A 13,736-nucleotide genomic window follows, 5' to 3' on the forward strand; every position below is an offset into this window, starting at 1 on the left:
TGGTATTGGTTCCGGAGTTGGGGTTGGTATTGGTTCCGGAGTTGGGGTTGGTATTGGTTCCGGAGTTGGGGTTGGTATTGGTTCCGGAGTTGGGGTTGGTACTGGTTCCGGAGTTGGCGTGGGTACTGGTGCAGGTGCGTTGTATTTGACACTATTATCCGTACTGGTACTAACAAAATTCGGATTGCCTGCTGTATCAGTAACGCCGTTAGCTTTAATGCTGGTAATGACGTTTCCGCTACCTGTGATACCGTTGACTGCAACTGTGTAAACGGGGCCGCTACCTGTGATGGTTGGCGTTAATGTTCCACTTGCTGTACTCGCAGTTAAGTCGATATCGCTAGCGTCAAAACCTGTGACTGGTTCGCTAAATGTGACGGTAAAGTTGATAGGTGAAGTTGTAGTTGGATCGGTTTGTGCTGTTGCTTGGTCGATCGTGACTGTGGGTGCCGTAGTATCAATTACTATGGCTTTATTCGCACCTAATGAATTGGCCGTAGCGGGAGTTGGTAGAGTTAGTGTGGCATTGTTGGTAGCAGCATCTTGAATTGTGCCACCGTTTAGGGCGAGGGCAGCAGTTGAGAGATAATCTAAGTCTGCACTTGTCTGACCGGCGGCTACGGTGTAATTAAAAGTGAGGGTGTTACTACCGCTACCGCTGGCATAGTTGATGGGTGTTCCTGCGCCTCCTGTGGCTAGGGTTAGCTGTGGGATGCCTGTGACGCTGACGGGTTCGCTGAATTGTACGGTGATGGGGATAATCTGACCGACAGTATAGCTGCCGTTGGTTGTAGTTGAGGTGATGCTAGTGACTGTGGGTAGAACGCCATCGACCAATACACCAGTGGTTGCACCGACGCTGTTGAGTGTCAAGATGGCGTTGGCAGCGCCAGCATTTTGAATGGTTGCACCGCCGCTGAGGGTTAGGGCTGTGCCGACTGCGATGCCGTTAGTGTCTAGGTTGCCGGATGCCACTGTGTAGCGGAAGGTTTGGGTGGTGTTGCTGGCACCTGTACCGACGAGGGTGGCGTTGACTGTGCCCCCGGTGTCGAGGGTGATGGGGAGGATGGCACTACCTGTGCCTTGGGTGATGGTGACTGCTTGGTTGAAGGTAACGGTGAAGTCGAGGTTTTGTCCCACTCCGTAGGTGCCGTTGGCGACAGGGGTGACGCTGGTGATGGTGGGTGCGGGGTTGACTGTGATGTTGGCGGTTTCGGTAGCACTGCTGAAAACGCTGGATGTGTTGTTGGTAGCTAAGTCTGCGGTTACGTTGGCTGTGCTGCCGTTGGTGCCAACTATTCGATCCCAAGCGGCAAAGGTGATGGCGTTAGCAACGGTTCCGTTATAGGTGGCGTTGGGAACAAATCGGATTTTGGTGTTGGCATCACTTGCTAATAGTAAGGCGTTGGTGGCAGAAACGGCTGGGGTGTTTGTCCAGGTGGTGCCGCCGTTGATGGTGTATTGCCAACTGCCGTTGGCGGTGTCTAAACCGGTGATGGCGATGCCTTGGGAGGCGGCGGTGTTGGGATCGGTGATTTTTGTGCCGCCGAGGTTGGTGATGATGGTGCTGACAAGTGTGCCTGTACTGGCGCTGTCGCCTTGGTTTTGGGCATTGAGGGCGGGTGTGCCGCTGGTGTCTAAAACGGGGGAGTTGTTGACAAGGATGCTGACGGTAGTGGCGCTGCCGGGCCCGGTGCTGTCATTGGCGGTGTAGGTGAAGGTGTCAACGCCGTTGAAGTTGGCGTTGGGGGTGTAGAGGATGCTGCGCCCTTTGTCGATCGCGATCGAATTCTGGACCACATCACTCGCATTCGGGTTGAAGGTAGCATCGGCAACACCCGTTGTGGGGTTTAATTTGGCGATATAGTTGCGGCTACTGCCACCGATGTTGGTGAAAACGCCGCCCACTATGAGGTTGCCGCTGCTGTCACTGCCGATCGCTAAGACTACATTATTCGCATTCGGGTTGAAGGTAGCATCGGCGACACCTGTTGTGGGGTTTAATTTGGCGATTCTGTTGCGGCTACTGCCGCCGATGGTGGTGAAACTGCCGCCCACTATGGGGTTGCCGCTGCTGTCACTGGCGATCGCTAAGACTGTATTATTCGCATTCGGGTTGAAGGTAGCATCGGCGGCACCTGTTGTGGGGTCTAATTTGGCGATATAGTTGCGGCTACTGCCACCGATGTTGTTGATATTGCCGCCCACTATGGGCTTGCCGCTGCTGTCTGTGGCGATCGTATAGACTGCACCATCGGCATTCGGGTTGAAGGTAGGATCGGCGGCACCCGTTGTGGGGTTTAATTTGGCGATTCTGTTGCGGCTACTGCCGCCGATGTTGGTGAAACTGCCGCCCACTATGGGGTTGCCGCTGCTGTCACGGGCGATCGCTAACACCGCACCATTCGCATTCGCGTTGAAGGTGGGATCGGCAACACCCGTTGTGGGGTTTAATTTGGCGATATAGTTGCGGCTACTGCCACCGATGTTGGTGAAACTGCCGCCCACTATGGGGTTGCCACTGCTGTCACGGGCGATCGCTAAGACATCACTATCCGCATTGGGGTTGAAGGTGGGATCGGCGGCACCAGTTGTGGGGTTTAATTTGGCGATATAGTTGCGGGTACTGCCGCCGATGTTGGTGAAACCGCCGCCCACTATGGGGTTGCCGCTGCTGTCTATGGCGATCGCCAAGACAGCACTATTCGCATTCGGATTGAATGTAGGATCTACTGTTCCATCGCTATTCAATCGAGCGATTCTGTCGCGTGCAATGCCACCGATGTTGGTGAAATAGCCGCCTACATAAATCCAGTCGTTAATAATAGCTGTGCCCTTGGTGGGGGCGGTGGCAATGCTTTGGACGTTCAGTCTGCCGGTGCCGGTGTCGTTGGCTAAAACATCGATCTGGGTGGAAGTTGGTGTGGCACTGACGAGTAAGGCTTTGTTATCTGCCGCCCCTGTTGGTGCTAGGGTGTAGCTGTAGTTGGGAACGTTCAGGGATTGGGTTGCTATGTTCCCGATTTTTACTTCTAATTCCCAGTCTCCACCGGCGGCCCTATTCCCGGTTTTGTTATTAGAGGCGGCGATGTTTGCACCTGTTAGTTGATGCAGCTTTTGGATGAATTGCAATCCGGTTTCTTTTGCTGCTACATTGCAGCCGTAGAGGAGGATGTCGGCATTTTTTGTTAACGCTTTCCCCCACTGTTTAATTTTGTTGCTCAATTGGGCTAATTTCTGATTGCTTAAGCTTTCTGAGCCGAAGTATAAGTTGCCGGGGCTACCGTGGGAGAGGATATGAATTGCTTCTATATCGCTTTGAAGAGCCAAGGTATTAGTAATTTGTTCGATCCCGCTCAAATTTTCATTTAAAATAAAAATTTGAACCCCCTCGGCGCTGTTAATTAGGGTTTGATAGTCTGGTACGGCGGAGTCTACGAAAATGATTTGCTTAGTCATGGTTAATTTTGTGATAATTTTTGTTTGGGATTGTCAATCCTAATCGGCTTGGGGGTGGTGATTTTAATTAAAAATGCTGAAAATCACCTGCCGTTTTTGTTCATGGGAAATAAACACGCAAAACTCGCGATATTGACTCATCGCTGCCAATATTCGATCGACTCTCACCCCCCACAGGGCTAGTCATCACGCTGTGAAAGCGGGGGTTTGGCCGCAGGATGGCGGATAGTAAGGTAGAGCCCGATCGCGCAAGTCCCGATATAAAGTGGACTTTCTGGGGCATCGGCTTAAAATATCTTTAGGGTTTACAAGTAATCTGAACCTGAAGAGAATAAGATAATTGTTTGGTTTTGGATACTTGCTCTGACAGACTATCTCGTAGATATTAGTTAGATGCCTTCTGATGCCAGATTGTAACAGCCCTACCCTACCCCTGTCAATCGTCCAAGTCGGAGCGTTAAAGTCGTCCAAGTCGGAGCATCAAAAATGACGATCTCGGTCATTACTGTTTGTAGCGAAATGTGGTAGGAAAATATAGTTTAACGAAGGCTGGTTTAAATAGAAGGTCGATCGACTTTGGAAGCGCGATCGAACCTATGATAATTTGATCGTCCTGCAATTCTCAATTGCCAACCAAACAATCTAATTCCCCTTGCATTTGGGCGGTAACTCGATCGAAACAAGCATCAACATAACCGCGATCGCGCGCCGCCTCGGAACCGTACCTCTCAAATACAATCGGTTCGCACACGCGAGTCCGAATTTGCACGGGTAAAGGCAGGTTAGGCAAAGGCCCAATACTCAATCCCCAAGGCAATCCCAAATACACCGGAAATACTACCGGATCGATGCCCAACAACCACGGCATCCCCCATTCGTGCAATTGCTTTGCTTGTTCGTACAAATCGGCCAAAACTATCAAAGTATCGTGGGCACCGTGGGATATGATTGGTACAATTGGCACTTCTTCTCGCAATGCTAATTTGATAAATCCCTTGCGTCCGGCAAAGTAGATTTTATCCCGCAAGTGGTGGGGGCGAAAAACATCTTGGGCGCCGCCCGGATAGACGAGAACTGGGGCATTTTTGCGCAAAGCTGCGATCGCCATTTTCGGATGCGCCTTGAGGGCACCACACTGAACCGCCATGCTAGCAACATCAGGAGAAACTTGCCAAACCGTCGGGTGCATCAATCCGTAGGCCAAGCGTTCCGTTCCGTACCTGCGGAACCATTCGTAGAGGAACATAAACATATCTGGAGCGGCGATTCCCCCGTTGTGAGAACCGACAACGAGCATTTTTCCGCTCGCGGGCACGTGGTGCCAGCCGTCGCTTTGTACGCGAAAATAGTAGCGGTACAGCCATTCCCAGATTGGCAACAAAAGCTGAATGAAGTCGGGGTTGCGATCGTCTAAAGATAGACCGTCAAAGGGATATTTAGAGGATTTTCGGTCTTTTTTGTTAGTAGTTATTGTCACTGCAAAAATATTTAACGCTTTGGTCATTATATAGCAGAAGTCAGAAAGCTTTAGCTATCTCGGAGAGAAGAAATAAGGAACCATCTCAGTTTAGCTTTTACTCTCCTTGTGCGTGTCAGCGGGACACTCTTACTCCAAAAAAATGAGTTTTACTATCATTAATATGCTCCGATTCAGAAGAAATCTACCGCATTAGTTTCTGCAATTAAAAACGTCGTAACCGTCTAGCGCCGTTGCTATATCAATATAATCAAATCAGAATTTGCGCAAATATTAGGTTTCTGATTTGAGCGGGCTGGTGCCGGTTCGCAGGTTTTGTGCTGGTTGTCTATTTTGTTGGCTAAACCGGCCGCTTGTATCTTTAAACCGACAGCCTCCCGAACCGCAGCACGCAAAGTAAAGCGTCAGCAAGTAAATACAAAGAAACCATCCAAGTTTCTTACTTAAAAGCCAAAACCAAAAGCACCTGAAGTCAAGGAACTACAAGCCGGCATTGCGAGGACTAGAATCCTTAATGGAAATGTCTCCACAGGAACAAAACCCTTGGGAAACAGCTACAGCAACTGTCATTGACCGCGCGGTGGCCCCTGCCACAAAAACACCACCGCGCTTAAAGCCGATGGGTTTCGGTTTGGGAAGATTTTATCAAATTGAGGCCAGGCATCGCGTCAATGCTAGCAATTTGCGCTGTTTGCCGCAATTTTAAGTAAGGTGCGATCGACAGTTGAGTTATGTGAGCCAGCAAGAACGAGTGTATGCGGCTTGCGGCACCCCACTACGACGGTGGGGTCGATAGCACCCATCGCCTGTGACTGAGAATCTTGGAGGATGGAGAGCAGCCTCTGGCTCTCGAAGCTGCCTTGAGTTGACCTCAAAAGCAGCAAAATATTACTCAACTGCAACAACTGGCAGCTAAATGGTTTAACCAGCACCTGACAAGATATTGAGGGACAACAAAAGACTTGCATTCCTAGTAAACTGTCAGGCATTTAAACAGTTAACAGTTAACTGTTGACTCGGACACTCGGACACTCCCCCTCTCCCCATCTCGTCTTCTCCGCCTCCCCCCTGTGCCATAACCAGCAATTTATAGGCGTAGCAGCTTAATTGGTCTTGGCTTAACTCTCAGCAAAAATTAAATTATCAAGATAAAACTTGACTTAGAGCCATAAAAAATGTTAAGTAGAGCTTTTTCCTAGAAGACAAATCGATTTTTTTGCTATATTGACCTGCAATAAAGATAATGGTTTTGATGAGATGAGGAGTTGAACGGATGAAAAACTTGAGTTACTGGAACAAACCCGCTGCATTGCTGGGCGCGATCGCGCTCCTTGCCGTCAGTGTGCAAGGGAATGCGATCGGTGTTGCCGCCCCATCAACATCCACTGCGAGTCAGGATGCTGAAAATAGTTCATTTGAAAATAGCGCCACCTTTCAAATAGCCCAAGCTGGCAACATTTGTCGCAAAGTCACTCCCAAAGAAGGTTTGACCGTTCGCCAGAAGCCAGACCCCAAATCCCCAAGAGTTGGCGGTGTAGCAACTAACACTCAGGTAACGCTGCCCCAAGGCGCTACTTCTGTTAAAGCCTCCGACGGCCGCGTCTGGATTCAAATTACCGCTCCGGTAAAAGGGTATGTAGCTGCCGGATACCCCAACAACGAGGCTAATTTAGGTTCGTGCACGACAGCAAGCACAATTAGTCAAACTTCCCCTAGTCCGGCACCAGCACCGGCACCAGCACCAGCACCGGCACCAGCAGCGACACCAGCACCAGCAGCGAGTCCAAGTCCAGCACCTGCTGCGACACCAGCACCGGCACGGACTCCAAGTCCAGCACCAGCACCAGCACCGGCACGGACTCCAAGCCCAGCACCAGCACCAGCACCGGCGCCAGCACCGGCACCAGCACCGGCACCAGCACCAGCACCAGCACCAGCACCGGCACCAGCACCAGCACCGGCACCAGCACCAGCACCAGCACCAGCACCAGCACCTGCACCTGCAACGGGCCCCGTAAGTCTGTGCCGCCAAGTAGAACCTCGCGTAGCGCCGAGGGGTCTAGCTGTCCGCACTCAGCCTTCAAAGACTGCTGCGGTTAAAGGTGGTGTACCGGCTAACGGTCAAGTAACGCTTGTGCCGAATTTCCAGTTAGTGAAAGATCAGAATGGAGAAGACCGCAATTGGGTTGAGATTTCAGCCCCTGTGGCCGGATTTATCTCGGCTGGAAATTTGATCATGTGCAAGTAAACTTGTAAGTTCGATCGCTCTTTTAGTCAAAAAAGAGCGATCGACTATCAACGCAACTTCGCATTTATTTTCTTGCCTTTCTGCTTCTCTTTCCCCACGCCAGCAAGTCCTGCTGCCATGCTGTAGCGGGCATTTGGGCCACTACTCGCCACCAAACTTCGTGAAGCGCAGCTATCCCGTAGGGAATCGCCCCTAAACAACCTCGCTGTCGCATTCCATCTCCGATCGGATAGCAAAACAACTGAATCATTAATTCCCCGTATTCTCTGCGGAACGAACCGGGATAAATCAACATCAGCAAAGTGTAGAGACCTAGAGAAGCTGACAACATCAATTCTGATAACTTCACCCCTCCTCCACTCCAATTGATTGTTAATGTTTCAATGTTTAATTTTTAATTCAAGCGGTTAAAGTGGAACGATTTAGCAACAGTTTTTCTTGGGCCATTTCTACTAAATGGGCTGTTCGGCGTCTAGGGTAATCACTCGGCTCTACCTACAGAGGCCGCTTGCCCAATCTTGGTGTCCGCGATTTGGTTGACACTTGGATTGTCGGCCCATCCAGACAATTTCCCACTTATTTTGCCTGAGTCTGAGTTCGATGCGGTGCCGGATTCCGGCAACAGAATCGTCAGCTAAACCGACGACGGTTTGGAGTATTACGGCTGTTTCTCGCGTGGGATATTCAACTGAAATTTGGTCGCTTTTTCGGCCTTCAGATTCTCTGTCGCTGCTAAAAAGTTTTGCTGCGATATCTTTGGGGTTGGAGAGGGTAATTTTGCGCTCGGCAAGGAACTGTTTAGGGTTAATTGCTTCGTAGTTCGATCGGGCGGCGGGCTGCCCCATTGCTGCGATGGGAATTTGGATGCAGGCGAAAACAGCTAGGAAAAAGAGCGATCGCTTGACAGTGGATTGGTTCATGAGGCTTGAGATTGTTCGAGAAATTTTTGTCTCCGAGATACGAAAGCCGCCAAATCTGCCTCGGTGAATTGAGTTTGCTGCCATGAGGGACGGGACATTAGTCGATCGCACCAAGCTTGAGTTTTAGGATAGCCGTCTAGGGGCACATCAACCCAAGCTAGCAAGGGCACGACGGTGCCGGCAACGCACTCGGCAAAGGTGACAGTGTTGCTAGCGAAAAAAGGGCGATCGTCCAGCAAGCCTTCAAAGAATGTCAGCACAGTATTGACTTTTTCCTTAGCCTTTGCGATTTCCTGCGCTGGGGGAGTTCCCCAGCCCATTTTTTCACTGCTTAGCGGGTTAAGTCCCGGCAGAAGTTCGTTAACCGTGACCAATTCTACCATCCTCACAACTGCCAAATCTTTCGGTTCTTTTGGCAGCATTGCCGGTTCGGGATACTTGGTTTCTAGATAGTCAAGAATTGCTAGAGACTCGACGACAGTGAAGTCATCATCTACCAAAACAGGGATGCGGTGAAAAGGATTGATTGCGACAAACTCAGGCTGCAAGTGATCGCCGTCCAAGTAGATTTCTACTACTTCAAAGTCGAGGTTTTTTTCTAAGAGGGCGATCCAGACGCGGCGGGAGTTGGGGGAAATTGGGGTGTGATAAAGTTTCATAAATGGTGGGGGTAATTATTGAAAGGTAATATATAGCAATCCTAAATCATTTGCATAATTATTGTAGGGGCAATCCCCCCGTGGTTGCCCGATAGATAGGGGGTAGGCACGGGGGCACTACCCCTACAAATTTATCTGAATCATTTAGGATTGGTATAGTAATCCTCGCATCAGTTTCAATAACTGGTTACCTAGTTACCAGGAAGAGCCTGGGAACCGATGTCCAGAGGCTCTGCCTCGCCGGAGACTGTGGAGGCAGAGCCTCCCGATATGCGTTACCAGGCAGAATTTGGTCGCTTTTTCTGCCTTCAGTTTCTCTATCGCTGCTAAAAAGTTTGGCTGCGATATCTTTCGGGTTGGAGAGGGTAATTTTGCGCTCGGCAAGGAACTGTTTAGGGTTAATTGCTTCGTAGTTCGATCGGGCGGCGGGCTGCCCCTTTGCTGCGATGGGAATTTGGATGCAGGCGAAAACAGCTAGGAAAGAGAGCGATCGCTTGACAGTTGATTGGTTCATGAGGCTGCAGATTGTGCGAGAAATTTTTGTCTTCTTGATGCGAAAGCCGCCAACTCTGTCTCGGTGAATTGAGTTTGCTGCCATGAGGGACGCGACATTAGTCGATCGCACCAAGCTTGAATTTTAGGATAGCTGTCTAGGGACACACCACCCCAAGATAGCAAGGGCACGACGGTGCCGGCAACGCACTCGGCAAAGGTGACACTGTTGCTAGCGAAAAAAGGGCGATCGTCCAGCAAGCCTTCAAAGAATTTCAGCACAGTATCGACTTTTTCCTTAGCCTTTGCGATTTCCTGCGCTGGGGGAGTTCCCCGTCCCATTTTTTCACTGCTTAGGGGGTAAATTTGCGGTATAAGTTCGTTAACCGTGACCAATTCTACCATCCTCACAACTGCCAAATCTTTCGGTTCTTTTGGCAGCATTGCCGGTTCGGGATACTTGGTTTCTAGATAGTCAAGAATTGCTAGAGACTCGACGACTGTGAAGTCATCATCGACCAAAACCGGGATGCGGTGAAAAGGATTGATTGCGACAAACTCAGGCTGCAAGTGATCGCCGTCCAAGTGGATTTCTACTACTTCAAAGTCGAGGTTTTTTTCTAGGAGGGCGATCCAGACGCGGCGGGAGTTGGGGGAAATGGGAGTGTGGTAAAGTTTCATGGCTGCTTGCGTTGGTTGTTGAGAGACTGAGGTGTTGAGGGTTGAGTTGTCTCGCGCTGCTGAAAATATTTAGACTGTAGTCAATTTTACCTATCCGGATTTGTCAGGGCAAATACTGGTTAAATATAACAAAAATATGTGCGATCGCATTTAGCTACTCTAGCTATATCATATTGAGTTAATTTCCACCTGTTGCTCTAATTTTATTTCGACTTGAGCCTCAACAAATGGAGCGTAAATGGGAATATCCGATGCTATTGCTTCAAAGCTAATAACTAGAGAATATGGCGCTTCTGCATCTGGATCGTTATTCCAACCTTCATGTCCAACTACTGCAATGCAGAATGCTTCTCTGAGTTGAAATGATTTGACAACAGTCCAATCCTTTTGAACAGTTCCCGCGCTTCTAGAAACACCATGAATTTTTCCATAGTTTTTCGCTTTTTTGCCAATAGTCCACTGAAAAACTTCCTGTCCCTTATCTGCATTCTCTGGAGTATCATACTCTTTTAAAATCCTCGCCAGAAATTTTTCTGGATCTTCTTCCTTTTTGCTACAATCCCAATCCAGCCAAGTTGAAAGATATTTTCTGCGATTTCTACGAGTTCGACGTGGTTGTGCTTTGTAAGATAGAGTAACTTCTACCAAAATCTCATATTCTTTTCCCTGACTACGCCATCCTTCTGGCAATTTGACTTGGTAAACATGAGCCTGTCTGGCTTTGATATAACGGTTTTCTCTTGTAATCAAAGTGATGCGATTGGGAGAATTACCTAAAGCGCGATCTATATTTGGAATGCCATAACCAATTTGACGAACAGTATCAAGTTTTTCTTCTGCCCACTCTGGCCATCTGGCTGATTGTACTATCAGCGCACGATGCAAAAGGCAACTCTCATCTGGCAACTCAGCAGCAAGACACGCTGCTATATGGCTGACTTTTGGCGTAGCATATGACGTTCCCACCGTGTCAGCAGCAACTGCTGGCCCACCATTCAAAGTCGATCGTACTAATTCAGGACAAACTTCTTTACGTGAAATAATGTTAGGTGGTATTGATTCATCTTTTATTAAGTCCCCACCATATTCAACTACTTCGGGTTTAATTGTATCCCAAATTCCTAACCCCGAGCATGAAAAAGCTGAGGGTTTATCCTTTTGTGATATTGAAGAATAGGATAGTGCATGATAAGAAGCTGGAGAAATTGATCCAACGGTTAAGGCTTGAAAACTTTGTGCAGGGTTAGCAATTCTACAAGAATTTTCTAAAAGATAATCTGGACATAGCCGATTTGCTGCCAGATGATCTTTGACAGATAATCTTGTATATCCTATTTTTCCACTGAAAGGTAAATTACCTGCTGCCACAATAAACAATATATCATTTTTCCAGGTCAAATTATCAATCGCCGCTGCCCAAGGACTCATATATTGGGTGTGGCACGGAACCGACCCAGTAATAGAATGATTAAAAATTCTAGTTTTTGTTTTACCGTGATAAAAGTCCACAATATCACCTAGCAATTTCGGTGGAAATAGCTGTTTAGGTAGTTGACAATTAACATCAAGGACTCTCGCATTTTGAATCCAGCAAATAGCTTTTTCTTTTCCAGTACGAGGTATGGTTATCGGGTAAATGACTGCACCAGCTACCCTGGTTCCGTGGCCACCATTCCTAACACGGTCAGCAATTTGGTCGGTTTCTCCCGGTACCCAAGATGTTGAATTATCGTAATCAATTGCTGCTTTTAAGAGAGGATGCCTTTCTTGAATCCCACTATCTATAACACATACCTTGGGAGCATTTAATTTCGGTGCTTGTAGTTTGAAAGTAGGAGTATCAACATCAGATAAAGCTTCTCGCTCAACAAATTCAGCGAACTCATCAGGTTCACTGACATCAAAAATATAAGGAAAGTTGAAAACTAAATCTTTTAATCCTTTACCTGAAATTTGAATTCTACAGGAAAAACTATCTGGTAATTTAGCTGATTGAGGAATACTTCCATCAACTATATTTAATATTTCTCCTTTATAATTTTGAATAAATTCTGTGAACTCATTTTCTCTTTCGGACTTTATATCATCCCACTTTTCATAGGTAAAGTCACGTTTGTCAATCCAAATATTAACTCTTTTTTCAAAATGCTCATCACTTTCATTACTTTCTCTCTTTGGAGAATTAGGCAACTTAGGTGTAATCCCTAAACAAGCAATACCTACATCAACTGTGTATATCTGGTCATCTTTAACTAAATCCCAATGAGCCATTAATTCTGGCGAAAGAATGTATTCTGGCTTTTTAATTCCGTCAATCAGTTCCCAGATTTCGGCAACTTTTCCACCACCATATTCTTCTCTAATAAATTTTCCTATTTTATTTCGCAGTTCACTAAGTTCTAAATCTGCGGATGCACCAATAATATATCCATCTTCGATCTCTGCAATTAGCTCAATCCCATAGGATTTAAGACTCTCTGGATCGAAAGAATTTGGATCTATTTTTAAAATAATGCGTCGAGATTTAGGAAGTTCGGGTTGCTCTTCTTCTTCTCGTTTTTCTTCAGTATCTTTCCAATTAGCAGTTATGGATGATACTGAGCTATTTAGCCTACTACCATGTCCCCATCTGTCACCAGAATTTGCGAGTGTTTGAGGAGCTTTCTTGCTGCCTCCTCCTTGTGGTGCAGCAATTCCTTCTTTTGCCAGCTTAAGCTGAATATGCGGAAATCTATCAGAACTTTCAACCATTTACTTTTCCTAAAATAAAAAAATAAATTTATGCAACCTTGATTTCTTTAATCGCTTCTTCCAAGTGTTCGTGAATTACGAGTTCCTCTCGCTCAAGAATTGCCCGTTTAGCAGCATCTTGTGCAACCCTCACAGCTTGAGCCGCAGAAAAATCTCTCATCTGAGCTATGAGCACAGGCCAGTTAATAGAGCCTACTTCCATAGCAGATAGTGTTTCTTTTAGGATAAATTCTAACTCTTTTTCTCCTGGCTTTGGTACTTCTATCAAATCATCAAATCGTCTCCACAGTGCAGTATCAAGAGATTTAGTGAGGTTTGTAGCTGCTACAATCAGACCAGAGGTGGGTTCATATTCATCCAAAATCTGAAGAAATGTATTTACCACTCGCTTAATTTCTCCTACTTCCTGATGGTCTTCTCTTGATTTAGCAATTGAATCGCATTCATCAAGAAACAACAAACATGGATTTTTTGATGCTTCTTCAAAAACCAGCCTCAAATTACTCGCCGTTTCGCCTAAAAAAGATGATACCATTGCATCAAATCGAACTTTGAGAAGTGGTAAACCTGTATTCCAAGCTAAACGCTCTGCTCCGAGTGTCTTTCCACAGCCCGGGAAACCGTACAGAAGAATTTTTTGTCTGTAGCGGAGTCCGTGATGAGCAAGCCTATCTCTTGCTGCATACTCGCGCTCAATTCGCTGGAAACGTTTTTCAATAACTTCAGGAAGCACCATGTGATGCCGCAGTTTTTCCCTTCCTATAACAGTCACTAAAGGAAGGTTTAATCGCTTACTTGTCGGCAGTTCGCTTAAAGCTTGTCGGCTATTTGGTACTGGCGAAACTGCTTTGCTGTTAGAGGTCGATTTCTCTTTCTGGCTCTTTTTGGTAATATTCTCTAATTGGTCGGCTAGTAGCGTGTGTCCCTTCTGGCGTTCTTCCTCAATGACTAGGTGTGTGAGTTTGTCGATCGCCTCTGTGTCGGCACTGGCGATCGCCCTAAATAATCTTTTAAGAACTTCTGCTTTCATAGCGCCTCTCACTATACTA

The 13,736-nt window shown here is 47.3% G+C and carries 12 protein-coding genes; 1 reads left to right on the forward strand and 11 read right to left on the reverse strand.

What is annotated here, in order from left to right; genetic code table 11:
- The 3 genes from QUB56_RS21925 to QUB56_RS21935 all read right to left on the reverse strand — a co-directional run.
- A partial coding sequence (locus QUB56_RS21925) for a DUF4347 domain-containing protein (RefSeq protein WP_332958082.1) occupies positions 1-3,459 on the reverse strand: 3,459 nt, incomplete at its 3' end.
- 100 nt (positions 3,460-3,559) lie between these two features.
- Complete coding sequence (locus QUB56_RS21930) at positions 3,560-3,742, reverse strand: hypothetical protein (protein WP_332958084.1); 183 nt, start codon at positions 3,740-3,742, stop codon at positions 3,560-3,562.
- 339 nt (positions 3,743-4,081) lie between these two features.
- Positions 4,082-4,963, reverse strand: a complete 882-nt coding sequence (locus QUB56_RS21935) for a lysophospholipid acyltransferase family protein (protein WP_332958086.1) — start codon at positions 4,961-4,963, stop codon at positions 4,082-4,084.
- A 493-nt stretch (positions 4,964-5,456) separates the two neighbouring features.
- On the opposite strand from QUB56_RS21935, the gene QUB56_RS21940 reads away from it, so the two are divergent.
- A complete protein-coding gene (locus QUB56_RS21940; RefSeq protein WP_332958087.1) occupies positions 5,457-5,642 on the forward strand; it encodes a hypothetical protein in 186 nt (61 codons plus the stop codon).
- 1,006 nt (positions 5,643-6,648) lie between these two features.
- On the opposite strand, the gene QUB56_RS21945 is transcribed toward QUB56_RS21940, so the two are convergent.
- The 8 genes from QUB56_RS21945 to QUB56_RS21980 form a co-directional block, all read right to left on the reverse strand.
- Positions 6,649-6,942, reverse strand: coding sequence for a hypothetical protein (locus tag QUB56_RS21945; RefSeq protein ID WP_332958088.1), 294 nt, complete (start codon positions 6,940-6,942; stop codon positions 6,649-6,651).
- 306 nt (positions 6,943-7,248) lie between these two features.
- Positions 7,249-7,533 (reverse strand): hypothetical protein, encoded by a 285-nt coding sequence (locus tag QUB56_RS21950; protein WP_332958089.1) that lies wholly within the window; start codon positions 7,531-7,533, stop codon positions 7,249-7,251.
- 142 nt (positions 7,534-7,675) lie between these two features.
- Positions 7,676-8,104, reverse strand: a complete 429-nt coding sequence (locus QUB56_RS21955; RefSeq protein ID WP_332958090.1) for a hypothetical protein — start codon at positions 8,102-8,104, stop codon at positions 7,676-7,678.
- Positions 8,101-8,763 (reverse strand): glutathione S-transferase family protein, encoded by a 663-nt coding sequence (locus QUB56_RS21960; RefSeq protein ID WP_332958092.1) that lies wholly within the window; start codon positions 8,761-8,763, stop codon positions 8,101-8,103. The genes QUB56_RS21955 and QUB56_RS21960 overlap by 4 nt, the downstream gene beginning before the upstream one ends.
- Positions 8,764-8,950: 187 nt before the next feature.
- Positions 8,951-9,277, reverse strand: coding sequence for a hypothetical protein (locus tag QUB56_RS21965; RefSeq protein WP_332958094.1), 327 nt, complete (start codon positions 9,275-9,277; stop codon positions 8,951-8,953).
- Positions 9,274-9,936, reverse strand: a complete 663-nt coding sequence (locus tag QUB56_RS21970; RefSeq protein WP_332958095.1) for a glutathione S-transferase family protein — start codon at positions 9,934-9,936, stop codon at positions 9,274-9,276. Before QUB56_RS21970 ends, QUB56_RS21965 begins: the two co-directional genes overlap by 4 nt.
- Positions 9,937-10,104: 168 nt before the next feature.
- Positions 10,105-12,687 (reverse strand): S8 family peptidase, encoded by a 2,583-nt coding sequence (locus QUB56_RS21975; RefSeq protein WP_332958096.1) that lies wholly within the window; start codon positions 12,685-12,687, stop codon positions 10,105-10,107.
- A 28-nt stretch (positions 12,688-12,715) separates the two neighbouring features.
- Positions 12,716-13,717: an ATP-binding protein gene (locus QUB56_RS21980; RefSeq protein ID WP_332958097.1), complete on the reverse strand. Its 1,002-nt coding sequence runs from the start codon at positions 13,715-13,717 to the stop codon at positions 12,716-12,718.
- Positions 13,718-13,736: the final 19 nt, after the last annotated feature.

This window comes from Microcoleus sp. AR_TQ3_B6, from assembly GCF_036702785.1.
Taxonomy (GTDB): Bacteria; Cyanobacteriota; Cyanobacteriia; order Cyanobacteriales; family Microcoleaceae; genus Microcoleus.

What these genes read in the sequence shown, in the direction of transcription:
- QUB56_RS21930 (WP_332958084.1), bottom strand. Translation starts at nt 3,742, where the DNA reads ATGCCCCAGAAAGTCCACTTTATATCGGGACTTGCGCGATCGGGCTCT.
- QUB56_RS21935 (WP_332958086.1), bottom strand. Translation starts at nt 4,963, where the DNA reads ATGACCAAAGCGTTAAATATTTTTGCAGTGACAATAACTACTAACAAA.
- QUB56_RS21940 (WP_332958087.1), top strand. Translation starts at nt 5,457, where the DNA reads ATGTCTCCACAGGAACAAAACCCTTGGGAAACAGCTACAGCAACTGTC.
- QUB56_RS21955 (WP_332958090.1), bottom strand. Translation starts at nt 8,104, where the DNA reads ATGAACCAATCCACTGTCAAGCGATCGCTCTTTTTCCTAGCTGTTTTC.
- QUB56_RS21960 (WP_332958092.1), bottom strand. Translation starts at nt 8,763, where the DNA reads ATGAAACTTTATCACACCCCAATTTCCCCCAACTCCCGCCGCGTCTGG.
- QUB56_RS21965 (WP_332958094.1), bottom strand. Translation starts at nt 9,277, where the DNA reads ATGAACCAATCAACTGTCAAGCGATCGCTCTCTTTCCTAGCTGTTTTC.
- QUB56_RS21970 (WP_332958095.1), bottom strand. Translation starts at nt 9,936, where the DNA reads ATGAAACTTTACCACACTCCCATTTCCCCCAACTCCCGCCGCGTCTGG.
- QUB56_RS21975 (WP_332958096.1), bottom strand. Translation starts at nt 12,687, where the DNA reads ATGGTTGAAAGTTCTGATAGATTTCCGCATATTCAGCTTAAGCTGGCA.
- QUB56_RS21980 (WP_332958097.1), bottom strand. Translation starts at nt 13,717, where the DNA reads ATGAAAGCAGAAGTTCTTAAAAGATTATTTAGGGCGATCGCCAGTGCC.